Origin of the sequence: Paraclostridium sordellii (assembly GCF_000953675.1) — a bacterium.
Lineage (GTDB): Bacteria > Bacillota > Clostridia > Peptostreptococcales > Peptostreptococcaceae > Paraclostridium > Paraclostridium sordellii.
Genome location: NZ_LN679998.1, coordinates 814,650 through 838,988, shown reverse-complemented (window position 1 = coordinate 838,988; position 24,339 = coordinate 814,650). Strand labels below are relative to the sequence as shown.

Here is a 24,339-nt window from a genome sequence, read left to right as displayed (position 1 = left end):
AAGAGTTTTAAATTTGATTAGTGTATAGATATGAATTTGACAAAAAAAAATAAAACAAGACTTAAAAAGTCTTGTTTTTGAGCTTGAAAAAAATTGTATATTAATTAAAATTTCTATGGCGGAAAATCTTATGATATTATATATATAACCAATTAGAATAGTTTTAAACACTTCAAATTAAAATTTTTTGATTTTTGTAGATTATTATTTTTATTATATATAATTCATTATACTTTTCCTTTTATTATTATCTCGCCCTACAGTTTCTTTTGAATGTATCATAGAACTAATTATAGATTCTTCAATGGATTCTATGCTTGCTCTAAAAATTAAATCTATTTTATTTTCATTTATAAATTTCATTGAATTTATATCTTTTTCTTCATAATGACTAACTTTATTTGCAGTTGAAAATGCAACTACTATATCTCCACTTCCATTTCCTAAGTGAGAACCAGTTCTTCCTAATGATATACTAGCTCTTTTTGCTACCCTTTTTAATTGTCTTTCACTAAGAGGTATATCAGTTGCTATTACAATTATTATAGATCCTTTTTCTAATTCTAAATCTTTTTTACTAGTTATCTCTCTGCCTATTTTTCTTCCATCTAATATTAAATCTTTTTCTAGTCCACAGTTAGATAAAACTAAACTTCCTACTATGTATTCCTTATTATCTAAAGTTATAGCTCTTGAAGATGACCCTATTCCACCTTTTAATTGATAACAACTCATTCCTGTCCCAGCTCCTACTGATCCTTCTTCAAAATCATTGCTTGCCTTTTTTATAGCTTCTATTATGTGTGATTCTTTTACATGAAGTCCTCTTATATCATTTAAAAATCCATCATTACATTCAAGCACCATTGGATTTACTGTAGATGTAGTTTTTCCTATATCTTCATTTTCACTTAACATATATTTTATTAATCCAGTACATGCTGTTCCAATACTTAGTGTATTAGTTAGAATTATTGGTGTTTCTATAGTCCCAAGTTCATCTACTTGTATAAGCCCAATGCTTTTCCCAAAACCATTTATAACAAAAGTAGATGCCATTACCTTTTCTTTAAAAATATTTCCTCCATGAGGTAGTATGGCTGTTACACCTGTTTTTATATCTTGATTATCTAAAGTTACATGACCTACCCTAACTCCATCAACATCTGTTATTAAATTATTTTTCCCTTTTTTTAATTCCCCAATATTTATTAAATACTCTTTTTCTATTCCCATATATCCTCCAAATTATATATTTTTTAATATATTTAAAATATATATAATTTTTATTTAAAAACAAAGATATTATTTTTTATTTATATATAATTTTTTGATTGCGACCTATTTTTCCTTTTTTTGACAACAAATATTTTTTATCTTAATATATTGTTATATCTAATTTAAATAGAATGGAGCTTTTTATTTTTATGGTTACTACGAAAAAAAAACATATTGCTTACAATTTAATGATGGCTTTTTTATCCTTATTAATAGCAGTAATTTTAATCGTTCAACTTACTCTACATTTAAGTTTTAATATAAATGTTATTTTAACAAATACAGCCTGTATAATATGGATAATATTTGTTGTAGATTATATAACTCGATTTGTTTTAAGTAATGATAAAAAATCATTTGTTAAAAATAATATAATAGATTTAATTTCAATTATTCCTTTTCATACTTTTTTTATTTTACTATCTAATTATGGTATTTTAAAACTTGGAAAGTATGTAATACTATTAAAACTTGTTATGGTTCTTAGAATAGTAGCTATTATTAAAAAAAGTGATAGTAATTTTTATAAATTACTTAAAACTAATAACTTTAGTTATACTTTGTTTATAGCTTTATTTATGATATTTTTAAGTTCAGTAACTATGAGTTATTTTGAACATTGGAATATAGGAGATTCTCTTTGGTGGAGCATAGTTACTGTTACTACCGTTGGATATGGATATATTTGTCCTAAAACTTTTTCAGGAAGAATTATTGCTTGTATTTTGATGATATTTGGAATAGGCTTTATAGGTTCTTTAACTTCTACATTATCTACATACTTTATAAAAAAAGAAAATATAAGACATCATAATAATAAGCATAAAAGTAAAAATAACTATCAAATTCTAAACGATAGTTTAAAGGATGTAATATCTAGTTCTAAGTTTAGTAATGATGAGTACAAAGATAAAGTTATATTGGATATTGTAAATAGATTAGAAAATTTTGATAATCTAAGCAAGGATGATATTAATACCATGTGTAATGTACTTTCATCACTTAAAAATGATTAATTTAAAAATAATTTATAAAAATTATAAATTTAATGTATATATTTTTTTTATTTGTTTATAATTTTAATATAATTTCAAATGAAATTTTTAATTATATCGCTAAATATACTATACTTATTTCTCCTTTTAAGAAAAGACGAGTGCCCCACTGACACTCGTCTTTTTATTTTAGGTATTCATGAATTTTTTTAATATTCTCTTTCATATTTGCATCTATTACCCACTTTTTATCTATTATTTTAGTTTCAAAACTTCCTTCAAATGGTATCATATGTTGATTTATAGTAAAATCTTTATCACTTAAAATTTTATTTTGAAGATCTTTTATATCATTTATAGGTATATTTGTATTTACTTGAGACATCATTTCCATACCTACTTCAAACCTTTTACCTGAATCTAACTTCTCATATTTTAAAAGTATAGCTTTTAATACATTTCTTTGTCTTTGAGTTCTTTCATAATCTCCATTACCTTCTTTTCTTATTCTACAATAAGCCACAGCTTGTCTCCCGTTTAAATTTTTTAAGCCGCTTCCTTGTATATAATCAGTTTCTTTAGGTAACTTTTCTATACCATTTATTTCGTTTAAGTTTTGATTTATTTGATTTGCTTCATAATCTTTTAAATCTATATCTACGCCACCTATTATATCAATTACCTTTGCTAAGCTGAAAAAATCAACACTTACATATTTATTTATGTCTAAATCAAAGTTTGAATTTATAGTTTCCATTGAAAGTTCAGGTCCTCCATAAGCATAAGAATGATTTAGCTTATCTTTTCCATGACCTTTTATATCTACTAAAGTATCTCTAAGTATTGATACTAGATTTATTGTTTTTGTTTCAAAATTTATATTTGCAACCATTATAGAGTCTGCTCTTGATTTTTCTTCTTTACTTCTTCTATCTAATCCAAATAAAGCAATATTCATAGATTTTTCATTTTTTAAAGCTTCTTGTTTTGCTTCTTTCTTTGCTATTTCTTCTTTTTTATGATTTTCTTTTATCATAAATGTTAATATTCCTGCTGGAATAAATATAATTAGTAATAATATTACTATAATTTTTTTATTGATTTTCACAAATTCACTTCCTTACATTTTTTATGTTAGTTATAATTATTGACAATTTATTATTATAACATAAAAAAATCCCAAGCTTTTAAAAGCTTAGAATTTTATTCAATAGATTTATTAAATTCTTTTAGAGTTTTAATCTCTTCTATTATTTTGCTTAGGTGATAATTAAATACAGGACTTTTATTCTCTTCAACATCAAAACTTATTTCTTCTGTATTGTATAATTCTCTTAATGCATTATAGTTATCTTTATTTAAGTACAGTTTGCTTTCTAATAATTCTATGGATTGCATATGAAAATAAATTTCTCTACATATACTTATTGATTTCTCTAGATTTTCTATATCTGCATCATTCTTTCCACCATAATCTAGTTCATCCGTTAATTTTGAATATATTTTATCAAGTTGTTGTATATTTTTCTTAAATACGTTTATATCTAAATCTTCCTCATTTACGATTTTAGATTCTATAAGTTGTATTGCAGATTTTTCTATGTTTTTAAATTCAGATACTGTTTTTGCTAAGTAATTAGGTCTAGCGATTAAGTAATTTGTCACAACACCTATAATTACTCCAACTGAAGTATCTATAACCCTGTGAATTGAGTAATATGCAGGATTGTATGTACCAACACCTAAGTGTATTGCTAAAAATGTTACACAAGATACTACTACGGAACTTATTTTTAGCATATTACAAGTGTAAATTGTAAGCATTATACCTATACCACATAAAATAGGTTCTCCTGGTTGAATTAAAGCAAATAAAAATCCGATTATACCACCTACAATAGTTCCCTTTACTCTGTTTAATCCAACTTTCATAGAGCCTTTTACTGTGTCTTGAACTGAAATTACACAAGCTATTGCACAGTAAAATAGTTTTTGAACAAGGAACTTACCTAATAACAGACATATCATTACTGCTATACCTGTTTTTATAGTCCGCATCCCCATTTTTTTTAGCTTCAATGTATTTCCCTCCTAGTATATATCCGATTAGTCTAAGATTATTATGTCATTTATATTTATATAGTATAATTTATTATTTAAAATTTGGGTATACTTAAAATCATTTATTTTGCAATTTATTTCTACCCTATTTGTATATATATAATCATTTAAATAGTTATATATGTGTTACTTTATGAATTTTCTGTTTATTTTAATCATTATTTTCTTTATTTTAAAATATATAAAATTAAATTTTTAATATATAATTTTTAAAGATAAAATCCTTTAAATATAAAAAAGATAAAATGAATTATAATTCATTTTATCTTTTTTATATTTAAATTTAGTTTTAACTCTTGTTAATATTTAATATTACTGTAAACAACTTTTTAAACATTATATATCCAATAACAGCTCCAATTGTATTTAATATAATACTATATATATTACTAGGTATGTAATCATATCCTATAATAACACTGGTTAAAAATTCTACAAATTCTATACATGCACTAAAACCAAATCCTAATATAATAACTTCTTTTATGTTTTTTCTTCTATCAAGAAATGCTAAGTATATTCCAACTGGTATAAACATTATAATGTTTTCTGCTAAATCTTTTAATATAATTACTTTACTTTCTAACTCTATATTTAAGAATAAGCTTTCATATATATAATTTATAGATAAAAATTTATTATTTTCTCCTATGCTATTTTTTAAATTAAACAGAATTCTTTGGGTATTAATTGATATAGGAAATATTGATGATACAATACCTAAACAGATATATATGCCTAATATGTAGTATATAAATTTATTTATATTCTTATTTACTTTAATTTTGGATTTTAAAAATATAGTTGAATATAATATGAAAAAAATTATAAATACATTTTTAAATGATAGCATTGTTAATCCCCTTGTTTAAATTAATTTTCATAAAAATAACTTATCATAAATTTAACAATTTTACTTAAAATTGTACTAAAATGCTTAAGATATGGAGTAAGATTAAAAGTTTTTACATTAAATTATAATTAAATGAATTTTAAAATTATTTCGATACTTTATTGTAACTAATTTTTTGTCTTTTTTTGTTATAATTTGTAGAATAGTTTTAAGGAGGTTGAATTTTATGAAAAAAACTAAAAAGTATTCTATTATGTTTTTTATTTTAAACTTGCTACTAACAGCGACAATAGTCCTGTCTGAATATATATATTCTTCTTATTACAATGTGTTTAGTTGGTATGAAAACTGTGGAACCCAATTTTTAGTTATATTAATTATTTCTATTCCAATCTTTATACTATTAAGTGTTTTGTATTATTTATTAGGAAGAAAAAATATTATTTCTGGATTAAGTAAAAATCTTCCATTGATATCTTTAGGAGTTTTTTTAATTCCAATAATAATAGATACTAGTCTTTCCCCTGCTGTTATATCTGTAGGTACATTTTTAGGATTTTGTGTTTTAATAACTTCAATTTTTACACTGCTTAAAAGCTTTAAAAATATATTTTTATAAAGATTATTATACATAAGAGGGTATCGTGTTTTACGATGCCCTCTTAATGTGCAGTTACATAATTATCTTTTGCTTTATTTTCTGTTTCCAAATTAATTTCTATAGAATAACTTTATATCATATCTAAAGAGATTTTAAAAATTATATCCTCTATTAAATAAATTCTTTTGTGACATTATCACAGATTTATAAAGTAGGTTTGAATATAATCATTATTAGATTGATATTGGAGGGAAAATTATGGCTAAAAAAAGAAAGGCAATAGTTGACACAAATTATTGTGTGGCTTGTGGAGTTTGTGCGAAATCTTGTCCTTTACAGATTATAAGTATTGAACAAGGTGTTTTTGCTAAAATTAATTTTGAAAAATGTGTTGGATGTGGAAAGTGTGCTAAAACTTGTCCTGCATCAGTTATAGAAATTCAGTTAAAGGAGGTTAGTAGTTAATTATGAAAAAGTCTAAAAAAAAGTTTACGGATTATATGTGGATCATTAGTGCTCTTTATTTATTCCTAGGATTATTTAACATACTTTTTGCTTGGCTAGGACTTTTATGTTTTTTTATACCTCTAATAATTTCTTTTTCTGGTGGAGGAAAGTTATATTGTAATAAATATTGTGGAAGAGGTCAGCTTTTAGAGCTTATGGGAAATAAGTTAAAGCTATCAAGATATAAAGATATTCCTAAATTTTTAAAAAGTAAATATTTTAGATATGGATTTTTAACATTTTTTATGACTATGTTTATTGTTATGTTATTTAACACTTATTTAGTTTTTAATGGCACTAATGAGTTAAAAGAATTTATAAAAATACTTTGGACTTTTAAGTTACCTTGGAATTGGGTGAATACTAGTATGGTTTCTCCTTGGGTTGCTCAGTTTGCATTTGGTTTTTATAGTATTATGCTTACTTCTACTATTCTTGGTGTGTTTACTATGATTTTATATAAACCCAAGTCTTGGTGTGTTTATTGTCCAATGGGAACTATGACTCAACTTATTTCAAAAGCTAAGTATAAGGAGTAATTCATTTGTTCAAATATCAAAATAAAAAAGACTAGGATTATTTCTAGCCTTTTTTATTTGCTCTAAATTATAAGTCCTCTTTACACCTATTAAAAGCCTTTCTAAATACTCTATTTTAACTAAAATCCCCCCTCCCTTTTATTTCTTATATACATATTGAATAATTGTCCCTACCATTATCCCTAGTACTATAAACTTGGTTATATCTTTAAATATAAATCCTAGTATTGATCCAAATATAATTCCCAATTCCAAATAATTAAATTTATTTCCTATAATCCTATCCACTAGCCCAATACTAAATATTAAACCCCCAATTATCATAAGTGAGTTTATAAATCCATTTAACAATTCATTAAGAACTCCTAGCAAATTCTTATTTTTATAAAAAATATTAAGCATTATACATCCAAGTTGTGTACTAAATAAGATTATAATAACCCCTAATAAAAAGTATTTAACTTGATATTTTATAAATTATATTGTAAAAATTATTCTTGGTATTAAATCTACTATACATATCGTAGCTAATATTATTATTGATCCTTGTACTCTTGATTTATTTAATTCTACATCTATTCCCTTTTTCTTCAGACTTAACCCTCCATAGATATTTGCTATGTTAGCAACTACAGCTCCTAAGGTTATAATCCAATTTTCATTGTCTAAACTAGCTTTAATCCCACCTCTAACAAATACAAAATATATCATAATTATAGATAATATTATCGAAAAGCATAAAAATAGATTTGCATATTTTTGACTTATTTTCTTAGTCATCAACTTCCCCCTAAAAACTCTATATAGTATATGATATTTAATGTTTATACTAATTTCAATAACTTTCAGCTTCTGTCCATTTATTTAATAGATCATCTAATTCCCCTTCAAGTTTATTTTTTCTTCAAGGAAGCTTTGTAATTTTATATAATCACAATCTATATTTTGTATTTTAAAATCTAATTCTTTTATGTTACCTTCTAATTTTTCCATGTCTTTTTCTATTTTGTATTTATTTATTTTTCTTTCTTCTTTTGCTTTAGTTTTTTCTGTTTTTTTAGATATTTTAATAACTTCAACCGGTTTTACTTTATTTTTTAGTTCTTCTCTTTTTTCTTTATAGTAATCATAGTTTCCATTCCAGCTTAGAACTTGATTGTCTTCTATTGATAATATTTTATTACATAAATTATTTATAAAATATCTATCATGGGATACAAATAAAATACTTCCCTTAAAGTCTTTTAATACTTTTTCTAAATTATTTATACTTTCAATATCTAAATGATTTGTCGGTTCATCTAATATTAGTAAATTCACTTCAAAGTAAAGTATCTTACTTAGTTTAAGTCGTGATTTTTCTCCACCTGATAGAGATTTTACTTTTTTAAATACATCTTCTTTAAAAAACATGTATTTAGATAAGTATTCTCTGGCTTTTCCTTCTGTTATAACTATATCTTCTCTAAACCAATCTAGTATAGTTTTTTCTTTATATTCAAATTCTATATTTTGTGGAAGATATCCTATTTTAGAACTACTTGCTACTTTTAAGTTTCCACTATCTAGTTTTTCTTCTTGTAGTATTATTTTTACAAGTGTTGATTTGCCACATCCATTATCTCCTATTAAGGCTATGTTTTCTCCTTTTCTTACTAAGATGTCTACATCTTTAAATAATAGTTTATTATCAAATGCTTTACTTCCTTCTTTTATTAAAATAACATCTTGAGATTGTTTACTGTTATTATTTATATTTATTTTCATATTTTCGATTTTCTTATTTGGATTTTCTAATTTATCAATTTTATCTAACCTCTTTTGCATACTTTGTGCTCTTTTTACGAATTTCTCATTAGATCCATTTCTTGAAAATACTTTTAATTGTTTTATAGATTCTTCCATAGCTTTTATTTTCTTTTGTTGTTCTTTATAGTTCTGGTTTGCCAAAATTAAAGCTTCTTCTTTTTGACTTAAGTAACTTGAATAGTTTCCTATATAAGTTTTTGAAGTTAAGTTTTCAATTTCAACTACTTTGTTTACAACCTTATCTAAAAAGTATCTATCATGAGATACTATAATTACACTTCCATCATAATCTTTTAAATAGCTTTCAAGCCACTCTATACTTTTCATATCAAGATGATTTGTCGGTTCATCTAGTAATAAAAGATCTGGACTTTCAATTAATATTTTTCCTAGCATAACTCTAGTTTTTTCTCCTCCACTTAGAGAGTAAAATTCTGCTTTTAAAAAATCTTCATTTATATTTAATCCAGTACATACCTTAGATATTTTAGTTTCTTTTTCATAACCTCCTAGGCTTTCATATTCCTGTTGAAGATTGCTGTACTTGTTAAGAATTTTCTCCATATCACAATTTTCATTTTTCATATCTTTTTCTAAATCTCTTAAGTTTTCCTCAAGTTTTATTAAATGTGAAAATCCTAGGTTTAAAATTTCTTTTACTTTATAATTTTCAAATTTTGGTATTTGTTCTAAGTAACCTAATTTTAAATTTTTTCTTTTTAATATTTCTCCTTTATCTTGTTTTTCTTTATCTACTATTATATTGAATATACTACTTTTCCCACACCCATTTCTTCCTACTATAGCTACTCTTTCTTTAGTTTTTACATCAAAATTAATATCTTCAAATATTAAATTTGCTCCATAGTACTTTTTTACATTTTTTACTTCTAGTTCTATCATAATTAAAACCTCCATTAAAAAAACCTAAGCAAGTTTGCTCGGGTTTAAAGGCATGACAAATTAAAGTAAATTTGTGTACTAAAAAATCCGAGCAAATATAAACTTGCCCGGATAAATTTTCTTAAAATATTATATCTGGATTAAAATTTATAACTTACTCTTTGCTTCAAATATTTAATTTTAGACGTACTTATCCCATAGTTAGCTTTATATGCTGAAATATTGAATGAATATTGTCTAATTTTGCACATTTGGTTTACAAAGTAAGTTTTCATTTTAATCCTCCTTTTTATAGTATTTAAAATATATTATAGTTTTACTTTTCTGAAAATTCAAGCTATTTATTGAAATATATTTAATATTTATATTATTAGCTTTTAAATATCTATTTATAACCATTTTTTATTTATTTTCTTCCAATATATAAGCTATGTTTACTATAACCTATTAAATTTGGATTTTCACAAGTTTCTAAGTGATATTTAAGCCATAAATTAAATTCTTCTTTTGTAAAAGAATTTATTCTACCTCTCATCATATCTGCTATTCCATCCGTTGCTATATGATTAATTTTTATAACATCATTTTCTTCCATTAAGTTTTCAATTTCATTATATGTGGAAAAATAGAAATAGTTGCTTTTGTTTTCAAATTCTACACCATTTTTTAATATGTTTTGTAGCTCTTTAGATTTAATTTCTTCTTTATCTCTATTTACCATATCAACAAAATGAGCAAATCTGTTTATATAAGCTACTGTAATTATTCCACCTGGCTTTAATACTCGTAGTGCTTCCTCTACACACTTAGTTCTATCTTCTTTAGTTGTAAGGTGATACATTGGCCCTAGAAGTAATACAAAGTCGTAGTATTCATTTTTAAATTTACTTAAATCTAGTGCATTTCCTTGAATTATATCTAGTTTAAGCTTATTTTCTTTTTGTTTATTTTTCATAATTTCTATATGATTTTCTGATAGTTCTAAAGCTGTTACTTTACAACCTTTTTTAGCATAATAAAAAGAGTATCTTCCTGTCGCTGCTCCTACTTCAAGTATTTTAGATTCTTTCGATATATATTTGTCTAAGTATTTAGTAGTAGTAATAAATTCAATGCTATGAGAGTTATCTTTTATAAGTCTGTTGTCTTCATCATATCCTTCGTAGTATTTTTTTATTTGTGATTCTAATAAATTCATAAAACCCCACCTTTTTAAGTTTTATTATTTGTTGGCTATAAATTTTATAAATCCTTTATAAAATTAAAATACTATTATTTATAATTACTTATATTAACTTTAAACTCCGTAACTTCACTATCTTTTTTATTTTTAAAGTTTTTAAATTTAATTGTTAAAAATTCATTTGTATCGTGATAACCTATCTTATAAATATTTTCACTTGTTACATTATCATAAACCATTTTATTTTTAACTTTATAGTTATTAAATTCCTTTGTATCTAGTTTAATATGGTTTTCTTGAATTTTTTTAACTTGATTATTTTTTGTATAAACATTATTTACAAGTATTTTTGTTATCCAAGTTTTAAATGCTTTTCTATCTTTTAATTTAGTTATATTTAAATATGCCTTTAATACTGTTTCTTGGTATATATCCATAGCATCTTGTTCATTTTTTACATATAAAAATGCCATTTTATAAAGATATCCTTCATATCTATCTATTAACTTTTCAAAAGCATCATCATTCCCCCATTGTGATTGCTTTATTAAGGTTTCTTCTACGGATAGTTCCTTACCTATATCAAAACCCCTAACCTTATTTAAAATATTACTTTTTATCATCTCTATCTCCTTAATAATTTTAATTACATATATAAGACATATTATATAGTCATTTAGTTTCAAAGTTTTCAAAATTTTTATTAAAAAGTTGCTTGATAATGTTGTTACTGTTATATTTATTGTGTATTTGAAAATATGTTATATAAAGTAGGTATTGCATTATGAATTATCGTAAATATAAATTATTCATATAAAATTTGTACAGTAGTGAGTTATAAAACCCTTACTACTTTTTTAATAAAATGAACCTATCACAAAGTCATGACAATAATAAGTAGAAGGGAAGTGATAGATTGAGTGTTGAGGAAATTGAAGATCTTATAGGTGAGTATGGAAATATTTTATACAAATTTTGTATAAAACTTACTCAAAATAAAGAAGATGCAGAAGATCTTTACCAACAAACTTTTTTAAAAGCTACAGAACTTAGGCACAAGATAAATAAAAATTCTAGCCCTAAAAGTTTTTTGGTATCTATTTCAATAAAACTTTGGAAAAATAATATTCGCAAAAATAACAGAAGAAATTTTATAGCTCCAACTATAAATATTGATGAACATGAACATCTAGAAATAAAGGATACTTCCTTTGACATAGAATTGGACCTTTTACATACAGAAGAAAAAAATTATGTAAATAGAGCCATAGAAAATTTAAAAGATAAATATAAAATAGTAATTATAATGTATTATACAGCTGATATGTCTATAGATGAAATTTCAAAGTCTTTAATCATTCCTAAAGGTACTGTAAAAAGCAGATTACACAAAGCTAGAAATTTAATAAAAGACGAATTGGAGGCAATAGGTTATGAAAGAAAAAGATGTTGATAAGCTTTTAAAGGAAACTCTTTCTATAGAAGATTTACCTTCTGATGAATTAAATAATAAAGTAAAGTTTTTAATAAATCAAAATAAAAAAGAAAAAGAATTGTCAATTTGGTGGATGCCAGCTTGTGTTTCAATTCTTATCTCTTTTATGCTATCATTTTTCACTTTTGTGTTTTTATCAAGTTCTTTGATAAAACTTTTGGCTTTACTTTTTATAATTATAATAATTTTAGCAAATATAATTTTAACTTTTGTTGGAGTTAAATATTTTGACTTAAAAAAAGGAGCGGTGATATAAATGCTTTTAATGCTAGGGTTGGTTTTTGTTTTCGTAATACTTGCAATGGTTTTTATGGGTATTTGGACTTATAAAGATGCTTCAAGTAGAGGTTTAAATGCAACACTTTGGACACTTGTAGTAATTTTAATTCCAAATTTAATAGGATTATTATTATACTTTTTAGTTGGAAGAAACAGTGTCTCTGGAAGATGTGAAAATTGTAATGCCACTATTTCTAAATCATCATCTTATTGTAATAAATGTGGTGAAAAAGTAAATATTATTAATCCTATTAAAGATAATTATTCAAAGAAATATTTAATTTGTTTTGTAGCAAGTATTATACTTTCAATATTATGCTTTGTAGGTCTTATAGTATTTGCAATAATGGGTTCAACTTCTGATAATTTCCTAGGTGGATTTTCACTTTTAAAAGTTGAAACTAATATAGGAGACCATTGGAATGTATCTTGTTATAAGACAAATGAAATTGAGTACAAAACAATAGAAATAAAATCAGGTTCCCCAAAATATCTTTTCGTTAAAGGAAATTGCGAGTCAGGAAGTTTAAGTTTAATTATTGAACAAGGTGATAAAATAGAAACAATTGACTTAACAAATTCCTCAGATTATAAAAAAATTGACTTAAGTAAATTTAATGAAGGAAAAATAGAACTTAAGCTAGATGCTACTGGTGCTACAAGTTCCGAGTTTAAATCTTACTGGGAGTAATCTTTTCTTCAATACCCCAGTTTAATATAAAATAAAAAAGCTACATTTTAATATATTTATTAAATCGTAGCTTTTTTGTTTTATAATTATACAAGTTCTTTTTAAAACTGTGTTATAATATAAATAATATATATTTGTATATTATTTTAATGACATTTCTTTTTTTAATTAGCAATTAGTTTCAAATCTTATATCAATATATTAGCTTTTTAGTTTCAAACCATAATAACATATATATTTGTTTTCTGTTTTTTAACTTTATTAAATAAAGTTGTCTACATATAATTTAAAGAAGTTTCAAAATCACCCTAGTTAAATTAATATCAATTAATTAAAATTTATTTATTAAAATTTGAGAGGTGTTGTAATGAAAATTGCTATAATAGGTTATAGTGGAAGTGGAAAATCTACACTTGCTAAACAACTTTCAACATACTACAAGATTCCTGTTTTATTTCTTGATAAGGTTAAGTTTTTACCTAATTGGGTTGATCGTGGTTTAGATGACTCTCGTTTGATGGTACAAGATTTTATGAAAAATGATTCTTGGGTAATAGATGGAAATTATAGAGATTTTCTTCAAAGGCAACGGTTAGAAGAAGCTACTAAAATAATATTTTTAGATTTTCCTAGATATTCTTGCCTTTATAGAGCTTTTAAAAGATATCGTAAATATAAAAATAAAACTCGAGAAGATATGGCTAATGGATGTGTTGAAAAAATGGACTTTGAGTTTGTTAATTGGATTCTTCGTGAAGGTCGAACCAAAGAAATCAAGAGTCATTATGATGAGATAAAAAAAGAATTTGCAGATAAGATAGTAATTTTGAGAAATCAAAAAGAAATAGATTTGTTTGTATTAAATATAGTCAATTCATAAATTTTATGAATTGACTATATTTAATTATTATATCTTTATAGTTAATTAAAGTTTAAAATAAATACTAGTTCTTTTAAATTTATTATTTAAACCATTCACTAGGTGATTCATTAAAATAATGAGGCGAAAATTCTACAATTTTATAATCTTGTATTCCCTCAAGTTTAAATGGTTCATTGTCTAAATACTCTTTTATATTTTCAATGGAATCTGATTTCATAATAAATATTCCACCACTCATATTTTCTTTAAGCCCAGACATTAATATAAGTCCTTCATCCATTGCCTTTTGAGAATAATTCATATGTTTTGTCATAGTGTCCTTATCAATTTCATTTGTACTTTTTAATATACCTTCAACAATAAAATATTTCATTATTATTATCCTCCGTTATAATTAACCTAACCTTATTTTAAATAATAAATACCCCTACTACGATTTATTAAACAATATGTATTTTTAAAACCATTCACAATCAACTTACCTATTTCAAATAAAAATTTATTGTAAAACAATAATAAATCTTTTATAATAAAAGTATACTATCAAAAGGGGTTGTTTTTATGAAAGCTACATTTTCAAAGGATATTTTAAGTTTTATATTGTATTTTTTAGTACTAGCTCTAGGAATTGGCTTTATAGGATTTCCTATAATGGTACTTCAAAAGTTTAGTAATCTTGATTTATTTTCAGTTTTTAATGCAATCATAAACTTAGTATACATATTAATGTATTTAACAGTTGTACTCTGCTTAATAAAAATAATAAGCAGTACTTTAGTTTCACCATTTATAAAAGAAAATGTAAAAAGATTTAAAATAATGGGTTGCTGTTTAATAGTAAATACTATGTTTGAATGTATAATTGGATATAATGCAGCAGCTATATCAAAGTCCGTAACAATAATAGGAAGTGATAGTGGAGGAATTACTCCCCCAATGATTATTTGTCTTATTTCAGCTTTAATATGTTTTGTAATTGGGGAAGTTTTTGATAAAGCTATAAAAATTAAAAATGAAAGTGACTTAACAATATAGCAAAATAGCTGTTTCAAAACTTAATTTGAAACAGCTATTTTTTATTAATTATTTTTATTTACAATACGCTTATACGCTTTATATGTTCCAAAGAAGTATATAGCATAAATTACACATATACTTAATACTGCACCTACATTGGTTCCTACTGTATCATAGTCTCCAAACATTTTAACTACGTTATTTGCTACCTTTATTCCAAAATAACTATGAACTAATGCTAGGGCTATTGGAAGTGAGAAATATATGAAAACTTGTATAAAAATTGATCTGTTTATCATCTTTGAACTTACTCCAAGTTTTTTAAGTATTTCATATCTTCCTAAACTTTCAGTTGCTCCTGATAATTGGTTAAGTGCAAGTACTGCTGCACTAGATATTAAGAATATTATCCCTATATATAAACCTATATATAAAAACATAGCTGAGTTAGACATATTAATTTCTAAAACCATTTGTTTACTCACAAATAATAAGAATGACCCATGGTCTTTTTGATATTGAATTTGTTTATTTTCACTTTTTTCAAGATACTTTGTTATTTTATTTTCTGTATCTTTTTTATCTCCTTCATAATTAAAGCTTAAACATTTTTGACTTATATCATATTTATCTGCGTATTTATCTTCAACTACAAATATCACAAAATCATTTTTAGCTAAATCATTCTTTAAAGATTGATATTGGTAATTTTTATTTATTTTAAATTCATCATTTCCTATTTTTATACTTTTATTATTTTTTATATATTCTTTTATTGGATTCTCCATAGCAGATATGTTTGTAACCAAAATTACTTCTTTATCTTTTAAATCTATTGTTTTTTTGCCTTGTATTTTATTTAGCTTATTATAATCTGATAGTTTTATAATAGGAATATTAGAATCCATCATAACTTTTATTTGTTTAGATAAAAAATCATCTGAAGTATTTTCAAACATTTTAATAAAACTCACAGGAGAGTTGTAAAAATTATAATCCAAGTATTCTTTTGAGTAATCATTTACATTAAAATCTAGCTTTTTAAGTATTTCACTTAATTTTTCATTACTAAAGTGTGTCTTTTCTCCATGCTTATAAAATTCTGTAGCAGTCACATCATATGGAGTTTGAAGCTCTGTCGAACTTTCTATAGATCTTTTTAATCCTATTGCTGTAGAATACATACCAATTGAAATAAATAACATTAAGCATATAATGCTCATTGATATATAGTTTGTATTAATTCTGCTGTTTAATTGTCTTAAAGTGAAAGTGTTAAGATTTTTTAAATATAAGTTTTTATCATTTTGAACTAATTTTATAAAAAATCCTGCCAAAGATCTGAAAAATAATATCGTACCTACAATTCCTAAAAGTATAGATAAATTAAATTTAATATCTGTTATGTTTATAAGAGCATTTTCTAAAATCAATTTATATGCAAATCCTAAACAAACTATAGATATTATAAACAGTATTACAGATAATATTAAGTTTGTACCTTTTAACTTTTCATTTTTTCTTTGGGCATTTATTAAATTTATAAGCTTATATCTTGAAACTACTATAAAGTTTAGAATCATAGTTATAAAAAACATTATGCTAAAATCTATTATTGTTTTTATACAAGCTTCTTTTGAAAATACAAATTGATATTTTTTCATATCCATTGAAAATAATTTTGCAGTAACTGAAGCTAGTCCTTGTGATAAAAATACTCCCACAAATAGCCCTACTACTAAAGACATAACCCCAACTATTATAGTTTCATAAAACAGCATAAAAGTAATTTTACTTCTACTAATACCTAGTGTCATATATATACCAAACTCTCTATTTCTTTTTTTAATTATAAAGTTATTTGCATATATTATTAAAAATCCTAGGATGAAAGACACAAAAACTGATACTATTTCGATTATCCTAGTTGACATTTTCATTAGCATTTTTTGATTATCTGACATATCCATAAGGGATGTTTGTGCTTCTACTGAGTTGAATATATAAAATATACAAACTCCTAGGGCAAGGGTAAAAAAGTAAATACTATAATCTTTTATACTTCTTTGAACATTTCTTTTGGAAAGCTTAAATAACATTGTTATTGTCACCTCCTAAAAGAGTAACAACTTCTATAATTCTTTTGAAAAATTCTTTTCTGTCATCATTTCCTCTTATCAATTCATTAAAGATTTTTCCATCTTTTATAAATAAAATTCTTTTACAATAACTAGCTGTAAAAGCATCATGAGTTACCATCATTATTGTAGAATTCATACTTTCGTTTAAATCAGATAAATTTTCAAGTAAAACTCTCGCTGATTTTGAATCTAGTGACCCAGTTGGTTCATCTGCAAGAATTAAAGCTGGTTCATTTATTATTGCTCTTGCACAAGCTACCCTTTGCTTTTGTCCTCCTGATATTTCATATGGAAATTTAGTTAATATATCAGCTATTCCTAGTCTACTTGATACACTTTTTACTCTTTTATCTATTTCTGCTCCCTTTACTCCTAGTATAGATAATGCTAAAGATATATTTTCATATACAGTTAAAGTATCTAGTAAATTAAACTCTTGAAATATAAATCCTAAATGTTCTCTTCTAAACTTTTCTATGTTCTTTCTTGATAAAGTTGTTATGTCTTTGTCTTCAATTTGTATGTTTCCAGTAGTTGCTTTATCTATTGTTGCTATACAATTTAAAAGTGTAGTTTTACCACTTCCACTAGGCCCCATAATTCCTATAAACTCACCCTTATCAACCTCAAATGAAATATTATTAATAGCCTTTGTTAAATTTTTCTTATTCCCATAATATTTTTCTATATTTTTAACTTTAAGAACTGTACTCATCTTATCTCCTCCATATTTTTAATTTATAATTTTATTTTATAGTCTTTAGAGGATTTAATTAATAAGATAACCTTACCACTATCTTACGAAAATGTAAGTTTATTTATAGTTGAATCATATTACTTTTTGGAAAAGTTATTTTTACAGTGGTTTCTTCATTAACAATAGAGTATATATCTAGTCCTAAATACATCTTTTGGGCTAATCGGTTTGATATATAAAGTCCCATTCCTGTTGATTTTTTTAGTTTTCTTCCATTGATTCCTGTAAATCCTTTGTTAAAAACTTTATTTAAATCCTTCTTATCAATTCCAATACCATTATCTTTTATATATAATTCTAAGCTATTGTCTTTAAGTTTTGTGTATATAGATATTGTTGGAAGTTCTTTTTCTAGCTTTTTATTTATAGATTTATCTCCTATGTATTTTATAGAATTTGCTATAATTTGATTTAATATAAACTCCATCCATTTTCCATCACAATAAACTTTCTCCATAAAATCTTCTATGTCTATACAAATCTTCTTTTCTCTAATTAAGTTTTTATTTCTTTTAATAGTGTTATTTATACATTTTCTTAAATCTGTTTCTTTTATTATGTAATCTATTTCGATTTCACTTGACTTTGAATAATAAAGAGCTTGCTCTATAAAACCTTCTACTTTTTCAATTTCTTCTAAAATACTTAATGTATGTTCATTTTTATTGTTTTCTATAACTAACTTACTAGCTGCTATTGGAGTTTTTATTTCATGTACCCACAAATCAAGATACTCTCTGTATTCTTCTTGATTAAATTTATATTTATTAACTTCTTCATTCATAGATTTATCTGTAATGCTAAGTACATCATATAAAATTTTCCCTTCGCAAAAAGATGGTCTTTTTATAACTACTGGTAGTAAGTATTTTTTGTCTAGTTCATTTAAAGAATTTATCACTTGATCGTAGTAACTTTTCTTTTTTAAATATCCATAAAAAATTTCTATACCACTTAAAGCTATCCAAAGCATAGTTGTAAAAATTATTGTTACTCTTTCAACTTGAGATGCTTTTAGTATAAAAATTACAAAAGCAAAAAATATAAAATTTAATAATATAGCTAAGCTTCTATCTTTTAAATAATCTTTTATATTCATAGTTACGGCATTATATAGCCTCTCCCCCTTTTAGTTTCTATATATCCACTACATCCAATTTCACTTAATTTTTTTCTAAGTCTATTTATATTAACTGTAAGGGTATTATCATCTATAAATAAATCTAGATCCCATAAATAATCCATTAAATCTCCTCTTGAAACTATCTTTCCTTCATTTTTTATAAGGCAATTTAGTATTCTAAACTCATTTTTAGTAAGCTCTACTTCTTGATTTTCAAAGCTTGCACTATTTTTAGATAAATCTAGTTCTAATTCTTTATATTTAATTATATCTGTATTAGCTTTTTTGTAAGTTCTTTTTAAAAGTGAATTTATGCGTGCAAGTAGAATTTGTGTGTTATATGGTTTTGTTATAAAGTCATCAGCCCCTAAGTTCATACTCATTAGCTCATCCATTTCAGTATCTCTACTTGTAACTACAATTATTGGAACATCTGATTTTTCTCTGATTTTTCTACATAAGTAATAACCATCACATACAGGAAGGTTTATATCTAGTAAAATTAAATGTGCTTCTAAACTTAAAACTTCGTCTACTACATTTTCAAAGTCTGAAACAGCAATAACTTCATAATCATAATTAGTTAAAAAGCATTTTAATTCATTTCTTATTTTTTCTTCATCTTCTATAATAATAATTTTTTTCATAAATTATCTCCCCTTAAATTTCTGTTGCTCGTACTTATATTATATATAAAAAACTACTTTATCCAAAGTTATTAAATTCTATAAATTTAATTTAAAGTAAAATAAGGTATCGTAAAACACGATACCCTCTTTTATTATCTTACTTTTGATTGTTTGATTGATTCCCTACAATAAGAAATTGTTTGAACTAACCATATAATAGTTACCATTACCATAGGCATAATTCCAAAATCCCATAAACCATAACCTAAAATACAAAATACCCAAAGTATTAAACATGTTATGGATACAGAACTAAACGCTTTATAAGCACTCTTAAATATTCCTAATCTTATAGCTTCATCACAGCTGTCTATCCATTTTTTAGTGAACTTTGCATCATATACACTTCCCTTTAGTAGAGGATTAATTTCCTTTTCTAAATTAACTATTTTCTTTTGAATTAATATAGAAGATGCAATGCTTATCACAAACCCTATAATAAAACAAATAACTTTTATATGACTAAGACCTCCATCTACATTATCAAAAGGTGCTAACATAACTCCTATTCCAAAGAAGAAAAATCCTAAAATTGTATTTATAGAAGTAAATAATAGTATATATGATAATTTTATTTCAATTTTATCTATTGTATCATCATCATCATTTGCCTCTTTCCATAAAGCATATTTTTTTCGTGAGTCCTTATAGATTATCTGGCTTACTATTATTAATAATATTGAAAGTGCAAGGCTTGCAAATGGTGTAATTATCTCAAATATATTTGTTATTAATCTAGGAACACTACTTCCTAGAAATTCCTTTAAATGCACCGACATAAAACCTAGAATCCACCCTACAATTGCACCAATTATTATTATAATAAGAAAACCTTTAAAAGCTTTCTTATCTTCCTTTTTTATTTCATCTACACGGCTATTATTCATTACAATCCTCCTCCTCATAACTAAAAATATCTTCCACACTTACATTGAAAACCTTAGCTATTTTTAATGCTAAAGTTACTGAAGGGGAATAGTCTCCACGTTCAATTTGACTTATTGTTTGTCTAGATACTCCAACTAAACTTCCCATTTCAGTTTGATTTACATTAATTTTAGCTCTATATTCTTTTAAACGATTATTTAATGGCATTTAACCCCTCCTGACTATTTTTATTGTCACTATGACAACTATATTTGTCAATTTTATTATATGTTATGACAATTATAGTTGTCAACATATGGATTAGATTTTTATATTTAAAATATTAAATAAGAAAAAAAAGAGTAATTATATTAGGCATAAATCACCTGCAATAATCACTCTTTTTAATATTTATACTTGTTATCCTTTGTTTAAACAAACCCTAAAATTTATATAGTTTAATTATTTACTAAATCAAATAGTTTAATATTAAATATTATCAAACGTCTAATATTATATTAATATAGTAAAACATTTATCTTTTAGCATTTTGTATAAACTCATTTAAATCATTTATCTCTTTTATATAAATTGTCTTATTAATATAATAAGTAATCAAAGCTATTAAAATATACTGAATTAAAAAGCTAATATAACTAGTTACATACCCTAACATATTTGCTACTAGAAATAATATTGTTGATAAAATTAAATTCTGAAAAAACAATATTAACTTAAAATGTCTCTCTCCAAACTTATTTACCAACTTTGGATAAACGATAGCTACTGAATATGCAAATAAAAAAGATATTCCTAAAACACTAAGTATCCAAACAGAAATATCTCTACTTGCTGTAAATACTCCATATATCATAAACACAACAAGGCACTGTGCTAAAATCGTAAAAAATCTAGAAGTGCAACTTTTCATTTATTATAAACCTCCTCTATGCATTTTTTAAAATTATTAAAATAACTCCTATTAACAACCTGCTTATACTCATTGCTTAATAATATCTGAAATCTCATATTAGAGTGATAACTAACCTCCTCAACATGATTAACATTAATAATCGTAGTTTTATTCACCTTGATGAAATACCTTCGATTTGATAATAGTTCTTCAAGTTTTTTCATAGATAATTTTAAAACTAATAACTTATTTTCAACAGTTATAAAACAAACATCTCGTCCATAAGTTTCAAAGTAAATAATATCCTTATCAGTTACCTTAAAATCTATACCAGTGTCTAAATCCCTCCCCATAATATTTGAACTTGAGGATAATATTAAATCTTTTATATACATATAGTCATTTTTATTAAATTCATTCGTTATAACATTTACACTTGTTTCATCTACTAAATTATCTTTAATATGATTAACCTTCATAACAACCTCCTTTCTATAATTTAATTGTATGAATATAAAAGCATAGTGTCTACATGGTAAACACTATCTTGCATATAAACCTACATATATTACAAATACTTAAAACTAAACTACATTTTACATAAAAAATGGCATTAAATATTAATGCCTTTAATACCTAGTATATAAAATTAATTTCTATAAGTTTAGGTAATCATATCAATTAATCTCTTTTATTAATTTCATCTGTTATAAGTGATTTTGAAATATACATTGCGTCTATTATTTTCTTGAATCGGTTGTAAAAAGATGTCCCTTCATCAAATTTTGACTGGGCTTTTTCACATTTACTAATAACTGAATCTACTGGTCGTATAGCATCTTTTAATTCTTCTTTTGTATATTTATCCATAACATTTTCACCTGTTATTAATTCTTTTGAAATATTCATAGCTTTTATTCTATTTTTAAGAAGTGTATGTTGAGAAGTTCCTTTTGCAAATTTGGGATGTATTTTTTCACATTTGTTTATAGTTGAAGTTACAACTTGTAGTGCCTTTGATAATTCTTCTTTTGTGTATTTATTCATAATGTTTCACCTCAAATTCCTATTTATATTAAAGTCATTAGTCTAATTATATCTAAATTTAAGGCTTTAAAAAAGTTGTATTTAAATACTAATCATCTTTGTAATGGTTTTTATGATTTCATATCAAATCTATAAGTTAAAAATGCCCATATATTTACAGATACTGCAAAAGTTAATGCTAATATTAACAATTGTGTTCTACAAAGTAACTCAAATGTTAAATTTGGTTGTAAAAAACTTAATACACTTAATACAAATGCTATTAAAAGACATAGCCTAAAAGCTATTGATCCAGCCCTATATTTATTAAACTTTAAGCGTTCATCCTCAAAATTATCCATTTTAGCCCACCAAATATAAGAAAACTTTAATTTCACTCCATTAAAACATTATTTCAGTCCATTTTAGTATTAAAATGTGTTAATTTATGGTAAAAGTATTAAATAAAAAACTAGTAAATAGACGGAGGAGAAATCATGGAATTGGAAGCAAAAAAATCTAAAGCCCCAATTATTTTAGGTGTTCTGAGTTTAATAGCTTGGCTTATACCAATATTAGGGTTAATTATAAGTGGGTTTGGGATAGTAATCTCTTCTAAAAATATAAAAAAATATAATTGTAAAGCATATAAAATAGGTTTTGTTTTAAGCATAATAGGATTAATTTTAGCAATTGGATACTTTGCACTTTCATATTATTTAATTATGAATGGTATGGTTTAAGGAGAATATTATGAAAAAACTTTTAAAATCTATAGGTCTATGCCTAGGCCTACTCGTATTAAATGTTATAATGACAAATATAGTTTTATCTATATTTGCTGTGTTTGCTAAAAATCCTAATGAATTAAATCAAAACTTATATACTTTGGTTTTTATAGGTGATTTAATTACATTAATTTTAGTACATTTAATATTTTTAAACTTTAATAAAAAAATATTAAGTAAAGATATTTTTAAAAAGATAAGCATGAAAGATGCAATTAATATTAGCTTATTCGGAATTGGTTGTAGTGTAGTTTTATTAATTTTATCTGGAATACTAAGCCAAATTTTCCCAGATTATAAAAATGTAACAGCCCAAATTCAATTAGCTAGTAATTATTGGAGCCAATTAATATTAGCTATAGTTTTAATACCTATATATGAAGAAATATTTTTTAGACATGTCATCTTTGGATATTTGAGAGAAAAATATAATTTAATAGGAGCAGTTATTGGTCAAGCTCTAGTATTTGGGTTAGTACATGGAAATATTGTTCAAGGAATATATACTTTTATATTAGGAATAGCATTAGCTTTAATATATGTTTATTCTGAGTCTTTAGTTGGAAGTATTATTGTTCATATAACTTTCAATCTACTTGGAGTATTGGTAATTCCTAAATTAATAGCTGTTAATCCAGCAATGATATATTTAATAATTATATTTGGAATAGTTTGTATAGGTATTTCAATTTTTAAAATTCTAAAAAAATATGAAAATGTCTTGTATTAAAATTTTAACAATAAACTAATAAAAACACATTTATAGTTCATAAGTTTATATTATTTTTAGTTAGGTAACTTTGTAGTTATGATTAATATATTATAAATTTATGAACTATTTTTAGTTATAATTAAAATTAAATTCTTAAAGTATTTTAAAT

At 24.2% G+C, this 24,339-nt stretch carries 32 protein-coding genes; 11 read left to right on the top strand and 21 right to left on the bottom strand.

What is annotated here, in order from left to right; translation table 11 throughout:
- Positions 1-213: 213 nt before the first annotated feature.
- Positions 214-1,236: a DmpA family aminopeptidase gene (locus ATCC9714_RS04085; protein WP_057544510.1), complete on the bottom strand. Its 1,023-nt coding sequence runs from the start codon at positions 1,234-1,236 to the stop codon at positions 214-216.
- 191 nt (positions 1,237-1,427) lie between these two features.
- Between ATCC9714_RS04085 and ATCC9714_RS04080 the strand changes: the two genes are divergently transcribed.
- Positions 1,428-2,294 carry a potassium channel family protein gene (locus ATCC9714_RS04080; RefSeq protein WP_055329485.1) on the top strand — a complete coding sequence of 289 codons (867 nt, stop codon included), beginning with the start codon at positions 1,428-1,430 and terminating at the stop codon, positions 2,292-2,294.
- 163 nt (positions 2,295-2,457) lie between these two features.
- On the opposite strand, the gene ATCC9714_RS04075 is transcribed toward ATCC9714_RS04080, so the two are convergent.
- The 3 genes from ATCC9714_RS04075 to ATCC9714_RS04065 all read right to left on the bottom strand — a co-directional run bounded on the left by ATCC9714_RS04075 (position 2,458) and on the right by ATCC9714_RS04065 (position 5,247).
- Positions 2,458-3,381, bottom strand: coding sequence for an LCP family protein (locus ATCC9714_RS04075; protein ID WP_057538312.1), 924 nt, complete (start codon positions 3,379-3,381; stop codon positions 2,458-2,460).
- 95 nt (positions 3,382-3,476) lie between these two features.
- A complete protein-coding gene (locus ATCC9714_RS04070; RefSeq protein WP_021128738.1) occupies positions 3,477-4,352 on the bottom strand; it encodes an FUSC family protein in 876 nt (291 codons plus the stop codon).
- A gap of 331 nt (positions 4,353-4,683) precedes the next feature.
- Positions 4,684-5,247: a VanZ family protein gene (locus tag ATCC9714_RS04065; protein ID WP_054630044.1), complete on the bottom strand. Its 564-nt coding sequence runs from the start codon at positions 5,245-5,247 to the stop codon at positions 4,684-4,686.
- A gap of 226 nt (positions 5,248-5,473) precedes the next feature.
- On the opposite strand from ATCC9714_RS04065, the gene ATCC9714_RS04060 reads away from it, so the two are divergent.
- From ATCC9714_RS04060 to ATCC9714_RS04050, 3 genes are all read left to right on the top strand, one after another.
- A complete protein-coding gene (locus ATCC9714_RS04060; RefSeq protein WP_155485663.1) occupies positions 5,474-5,866 on the top strand; it encodes a hypothetical protein in 393 nt (130 codons plus the stop codon).
- A gap of 240 nt (positions 5,867-6,106) precedes the next feature.
- Positions 6,107-6,313 carry a DUF362 domain-containing protein gene (locus ATCC9714_RS04055; protein WP_021123247.1) on the top strand — a complete coding sequence of 69 codons (207 nt, stop codon included), beginning with the start codon at positions 6,107-6,109 and terminating at the stop codon, positions 6,311-6,313.
- 2 nt (positions 6,314-6,315) lie between these two features.
- Complete coding sequence (locus ATCC9714_RS04050; RefSeq protein WP_057574313.1) at positions 6,316-6,894, top strand: 4Fe-4S binding protein; 579 nt, start codon at positions 6,316-6,318, stop codon at positions 6,892-6,894.
- 138 nt (positions 6,895-7,032) lie between these two features.
- Here the strand turns inward: ATCC9714_RS04050 and ATCC9714_RS04045 are convergent, their stop codons facing one another.
- The 6 genes from ATCC9714_RS04045 to ATCC9714_RS04025 form a co-directional block, all read right to left on the bottom strand.
- Positions 7,033-7,296, bottom strand: a complete 264-nt coding sequence (locus tag ATCC9714_RS04045; protein WP_077065656.1) for a hypothetical protein — start codon at positions 7,294-7,296, stop codon at positions 7,033-7,035.
- Between the two features lie 75 nt (positions 7,297-7,371).
- Positions 7,372-7,674 carry a hypothetical protein gene (locus ATCC9714_RS04040; protein WP_021123243.1) on the bottom strand — a complete coding sequence of 101 codons (303 nt, stop codon included), beginning with the start codon at positions 7,672-7,674 and terminating at the stop codon, positions 7,372-7,374.
- A 96-nt stretch (positions 7,675-7,770) separates the two neighbouring features.
- Positions 7,771-9,606 (bottom strand): ribosomal protection-like ABC-F family protein, encoded by a 1,836-nt coding sequence (abc-f, locus tag ATCC9714_RS04035; RefSeq protein WP_244465155.1) that lies wholly within the window; start codon positions 9,604-9,606, stop codon positions 7,771-7,773.
- Positions 9,607-9,746: 140 nt separating this feature from the next.
- Positions 9,747-9,881 carry a hypothetical protein gene (locus tag ATCC9714_RS17670; protein ID WP_261291298.1) on the bottom strand — a complete coding sequence of 45 codons (135 nt, stop codon included), beginning with the start codon at positions 9,879-9,881 and terminating at the stop codon, positions 9,747-9,749.
- Between the two features lie 131 nt (positions 9,882-10,012).
- Positions 10,013-10,804 (bottom strand): class I SAM-dependent methyltransferase, encoded by a 792-nt coding sequence (locus ATCC9714_RS04030; RefSeq protein WP_057544507.1) that lies wholly within the window; start codon positions 10,802-10,804, stop codon positions 10,013-10,015.
- A gap of 74 nt (positions 10,805-10,878) precedes the next feature.
- Positions 10,879-11,412 carry a sigma factor gene (locus tag ATCC9714_RS04025; protein ID WP_021123237.1) on the bottom strand — a complete coding sequence of 178 codons (534 nt, stop codon included), beginning with the start codon at positions 11,410-11,412 and terminating at the stop codon, positions 10,879-10,881.
- Between the two features lie 293 nt (positions 11,413-11,705).
- Here ATCC9714_RS04025 and ATCC9714_RS04020 point away from each other — a divergent pair, with 293 nt between their 5' ends.
- The 4 genes from ATCC9714_RS04020 to ATCC9714_RS04005 all read left to right on the top strand — a co-directional run bounded on the left by ATCC9714_RS04020 (position 11,706) and on the right by ATCC9714_RS04005 (position 14,134).
- On the top strand, positions 11,706-12,242 hold the full coding sequence (locus ATCC9714_RS04020) for an RNA polymerase sigma factor (RefSeq protein ID WP_021128753.1): 537 nt from the start codon (positions 11,706-11,708) through the stop codon (positions 12,240-12,242).
- Positions 12,223-12,540, top strand: coding sequence for a hypothetical protein (locus tag ATCC9714_RS04015; RefSeq protein ID WP_021123235.1), 318 nt, complete (start codon positions 12,223-12,225; stop codon positions 12,538-12,540). Before ATCC9714_RS04020 ends, ATCC9714_RS04015 begins: the two co-directional genes overlap by 20 nt.
- Positions 12,541-13,254 carry a PLDc N-terminal domain-containing protein gene (locus tag ATCC9714_RS04010; protein WP_057544506.1) on the top strand — a complete coding sequence of 238 codons (714 nt, stop codon included), beginning with the start codon at positions 12,541-12,543 and terminating at the stop codon, positions 13,252-13,254. It abuts the gene before it with no gap.
- 367 nt (positions 13,255-13,621) lie between these two features.
- The gene (locus tag ATCC9714_RS04005; protein ID WP_054630054.1) at positions 13,622-14,134 is read left to right on the top strand and encodes a DNA topology modulation protein; all 513 of its coding nucleotides are present in this window, start codon (positions 13,622-13,624) and stop codon (positions 14,132-14,134) included.
- A gap of 82 nt (positions 14,135-14,216) precedes the next feature.
- On the opposite strand, the gene ATCC9714_RS04000 is transcribed toward ATCC9714_RS04005, so the two are convergent.
- Positions 14,217-14,510, bottom strand: coding sequence for a YciI family protein (locus ATCC9714_RS04000; RefSeq protein WP_021123230.1), 294 nt, complete (start codon positions 14,508-14,510; stop codon positions 14,217-14,219).
- Between the two features lie 188 nt (positions 14,511-14,698).
- Between ATCC9714_RS04000 and ATCC9714_RS03995 the strand changes: the two genes are divergently transcribed.
- Complete coding sequence (locus ATCC9714_RS03995; RefSeq protein WP_057544505.1) at positions 14,699-15,172, top strand: DUF2975 domain-containing protein; 474 nt, start codon at positions 14,699-14,701, stop codon at positions 15,170-15,172.
- A 44-nt stretch (positions 15,173-15,216) separates the two neighbouring features.
- Here ATCC9714_RS03995 and ATCC9714_RS03990 read toward each other — a convergent pair whose 3' ends face one another.
- The 10 genes from ATCC9714_RS03990 to ATCC9714_RS03945 form a co-directional block, all read right to left on the bottom strand.
- Positions 15,217-17,253: an ABC transporter permease gene (locus ATCC9714_RS03990; RefSeq protein ID WP_057543505.1), complete on the bottom strand. Its 2,037-nt coding sequence runs from the start codon at positions 17,251-17,253 to the stop codon at positions 15,217-15,219.
- Positions 17,243-18,010: an ABC transporter ATP-binding protein gene (locus tag ATCC9714_RS03985; RefSeq protein WP_057543506.1), complete on the bottom strand. Its 768-nt coding sequence runs from the start codon at positions 18,008-18,010 to the stop codon at positions 17,243-17,245. The genes ATCC9714_RS03990 and ATCC9714_RS03985 overlap by 11 nt, the downstream gene beginning before the upstream one ends.
- Positions 18,011-18,113: 103 nt before the next feature.
- Positions 18,114-19,151 (bottom strand): sensor histidine kinase, encoded by a 1,038-nt coding sequence (locus ATCC9714_RS03980; protein WP_057544504.1) that lies wholly within the window; start codon positions 19,149-19,151, stop codon positions 18,114-18,116.
- 2 nt (positions 19,152-19,153) lie between these two features.
- Positions 19,154-19,822, bottom strand: a complete 669-nt coding sequence (locus ATCC9714_RS03975; RefSeq protein WP_057544503.1) for a response regulator transcription factor — start codon at positions 19,820-19,822, stop codon at positions 19,154-19,156.
- A 134-nt stretch (positions 19,823-19,956) separates the two neighbouring features.
- Entirely contained in the window at positions 19,957-20,751 is a 795-nt protein-coding gene (locus ATCC9714_RS03970) for a DUF3169 family protein (RefSeq protein WP_057544502.1), read from the bottom strand.
- A complete protein-coding gene (locus ATCC9714_RS03965) occupies positions 20,744-20,959 on the bottom strand; it encodes a helix-turn-helix transcriptional regulator (protein ID WP_021123219.1) in 216 nt (71 codons plus the stop codon). Before ATCC9714_RS03965 ends, ATCC9714_RS03970 begins: the two co-directional genes overlap by 8 nt.
- Before the next feature lie 307 nt (positions 20,960-21,266).
- A complete protein-coding gene (locus ATCC9714_RS03960) occupies positions 21,267-21,662 on the bottom strand; it encodes a hypothetical protein (RefSeq protein WP_021123218.1) in 396 nt (131 codons plus the stop codon).
- The gene (locus ATCC9714_RS03955; protein WP_057544501.1) at positions 21,659-22,123 is read right to left on the bottom strand and encodes a LytTR family DNA-binding domain-containing protein; all 465 of its coding nucleotides are present in this window, start codon (positions 22,121-22,123) and stop codon (positions 21,659-21,661) included. The genes ATCC9714_RS03960 and ATCC9714_RS03955 overlap by 4 nt, the downstream gene beginning before the upstream one ends.
- Before the next feature lie 202 nt (positions 22,124-22,325).
- Positions 22,326-22,691 carry a hypothetical protein gene (locus ATCC9714_RS03950; protein ID WP_021123215.1) on the bottom strand — a complete coding sequence of 122 codons (366 nt, stop codon included), beginning with the start codon at positions 22,689-22,691 and terminating at the stop codon, positions 22,326-22,328.
- A gap of 110 nt (positions 22,692-22,801) precedes the next feature.
- Positions 22,802-23,032 (bottom strand): DUF3796 domain-containing protein, encoded by a 231-nt coding sequence (locus tag ATCC9714_RS03945; RefSeq protein ID WP_021123214.1) that lies wholly within the window; start codon positions 23,030-23,032, stop codon positions 22,802-22,804.
- Positions 23,033-23,167: 135 nt separating this feature from the next.
- Between ATCC9714_RS03945 and ATCC9714_RS03940 the strand changes: the two genes are divergently transcribed.
- Positions 23,168-23,413: a hypothetical protein gene (locus tag ATCC9714_RS03940; protein ID WP_021123213.1), complete on the top strand. Its 246-nt coding sequence runs from the start codon at positions 23,168-23,170 to the stop codon at positions 23,411-23,413.
- A gap of 10 nt (positions 23,414-23,423) precedes the next feature.
- The gene (locus ATCC9714_RS03935) at positions 23,424-24,188 is read left to right on the top strand and encodes a CPBP family intramembrane glutamic endopeptidase (protein WP_057544500.1); all 765 of its coding nucleotides are present in this window, start codon (positions 23,424-23,426) and stop codon (positions 24,186-24,188) included.
- The last annotated feature ends 151 nt before the right edge of the window (positions 24,189-24,339 follow it).

What these genes read in the sequence shown, in the direction of transcription:
- ATCC9714_RS04005 (WP_054630054.1), top strand. Translation starts at nt 13,622, where the DNA reads ATGAAAATTGCTATAATAGGTTATAGTGGAAGTGGAAAATCTACACTT.
- ATCC9714_RS04030 (WP_057544507.1), bottom strand. Translation starts at nt 10,804, where the DNA reads ATGAATTTATTAGAATCACAAATAAAAAAATACTACGAAGGATATGAT.
- ATCC9714_RS03940 (WP_021123213.1), top strand. Translation starts at nt 23,168, where the DNA reads ATGGAATTGGAAGCAAAAAAATCTAAAGCCCCAATTATTTTAGGTGTT.
- ATCC9714_RS03990 (WP_057543505.1), bottom strand. Translation starts at nt 17,253, where the DNA reads ATGTTATTTAAGCTTTCCAAAAGAAATGTTCAAAGAAGTATAAAAGAT.
- ATCC9714_RS17670 (WP_261291298.1), bottom strand. Translation starts at nt 9,881, where the DNA reads ATGAAAACTTACTTTGTAAACCAAATGTGCAAAATTAGACAATATTCA.
- ATCC9714_RS03960 (WP_021123218.1), bottom strand. Translation starts at nt 21,662, where the DNA reads ATGAAAAGTTGCACTTCTAGATTTTTTACGATTTTAGCACAGTGCCTT.
- ATCC9714_RS04045 (WP_077065656.1), bottom strand. Translation starts at nt 7,296, where the DNA reads ATGCTTAATATTTTTTATAAAAATAAGAATTTGCTAGGAGTTCTTAAT.
- ATCC9714_RS03970 (WP_057544502.1), bottom strand. Translation starts at nt 20,751, where the DNA reads ATGAATAATAGCCGTGTAGATGAAATAAAAAAGGAAGATAAGAAAGCT.
- ATCC9714_RS04080 (WP_055329485.1), top strand. Translation starts at nt 1,428, where the DNA reads ATGGTTACTACGAAAAAAAAACATATTGCTTACAATTTAATGATGGCT.
- ATCC9714_RS03955 (WP_057544501.1), bottom strand. Translation starts at nt 22,123, where the DNA reads ATGAAGGTTAATCATATTAAAGATAATTTAGTAGATGAAACAAGTGTA.
- ATCC9714_RS03995 (WP_057544505.1), top strand. Translation starts at nt 14,699, where the DNA reads ATGAAAGCTACATTTTCAAAGGATATTTTAAGTTTTATATTGTATTTT.
- abc-f (WP_244465155.1), bottom strand. Translation starts at nt 9,606, where the DNA reads ATGATAGAACTAGAAGTAAAAAATGTAAAAAAGTACTATGGAGCAAAT.
- ATCC9714_RS04055 (WP_021123247.1), top strand. Translation starts at nt 6,107, where the DNA reads ATGGCTAAAAAAAGAAAGGCAATAGTTGACACAAATTATTGTGTGGCT.
- ATCC9714_RS03950 (WP_021123215.1), bottom strand. Translation starts at nt 22,691, where the DNA reads ATGAATAAATACACAAAAGAAGAATTATCAAAGGCACTACAAGTTGTA.
- ATCC9714_RS03935 (WP_057544500.1), top strand. Translation starts at nt 23,424, where the DNA reads ATGAAAAAACTTTTAAAATCTATAGGTCTATGCCTAGGCCTACTCGTA.
- ATCC9714_RS03965 (WP_021123219.1), bottom strand. Translation starts at nt 20,959, where the DNA reads ATGCCATTAAATAATCGTTTAAAAGAATATAGAGCTAAAATTAATGTA.
- ATCC9714_RS04025 (WP_021123237.1), bottom strand. Translation starts at nt 11,412, where the DNA reads ATGATAAAAAGTAATATTTTAAATAAGGTTAGGGGTTTTGATATAGGT.
- ATCC9714_RS04065 (WP_054630044.1), bottom strand. Translation starts at nt 5,247, where the DNA reads ATGCTATCATTTAAAAATGTATTTATAATTTTTTTCATATTATATTCA.
- ATCC9714_RS03975 (WP_057544503.1), bottom strand. Translation starts at nt 19,822, where the DNA reads ATGAAAAAAATTATTATTATAGAAGATGAAGAAAAAATAAGAAATGAA.
- ATCC9714_RS03985 (WP_057543506.1), bottom strand. Translation starts at nt 18,010, where the DNA reads ATGAGTACAGTTCTTAAAGTTAAAAATATAGAAAAATATTATGGGAAT.
- ATCC9714_RS04060 (WP_155485663.1), top strand. Translation starts at nt 5,474, where the DNA reads ATGAAAAAAACTAAAAAGTATTCTATTATGTTTTTTATTTTAAACTTG.
- ATCC9714_RS04010 (WP_057544506.1), top strand. Translation starts at nt 12,541, where the DNA reads ATGCTTTTAATGCTAGGGTTGGTTTTTGTTTTCGTAATACTTGCAATG.
- ATCC9714_RS04050 (WP_057574313.1), top strand. Translation starts at nt 6,316, where the DNA reads ATGAAAAAGTCTAAAAAAAAGTTTACGGATTATATGTGGATCATTAGT.
- ATCC9714_RS03945 (WP_021123214.1), bottom strand. Translation starts at nt 23,032, where the DNA reads ATGGATAATTTTGAGGATGAACGCTTAAAGTTTAATAAATATAGGGCT.
- ATCC9714_RS04000 (WP_021123230.1), bottom strand. Translation starts at nt 14,510, where the DNA reads ATGAAATATTTTATTGTTGAAGGTATATTAAAAAGTACAAATGAAATT.
- ATCC9714_RS04085 (WP_057544510.1), bottom strand. Translation starts at nt 1,236, where the DNA reads ATGGGAATAGAAAAAGAGTATTTAATAAATATTGGGGAATTAAAAAAA.
- ATCC9714_RS04040 (WP_021123243.1), bottom strand. Translation starts at nt 7,674, where the DNA reads ATGACTAAGAAAATAAGTCAAAAATATGCAAATCTATTTTTATGCTTT.
- ATCC9714_RS03980 (WP_057544504.1), bottom strand. Translation starts at nt 19,151, where the DNA reads ATGAATATAAAAGATTATTTAAAAGATAGAAGCTTAGCTATATTATTA.
- ATCC9714_RS04015 (WP_021123235.1), top strand. Translation starts at nt 12,223, where the DNA reads ATGAAAGAAAAAGATGTTGATAAGCTTTTAAAGGAAACTCTTTCTATA.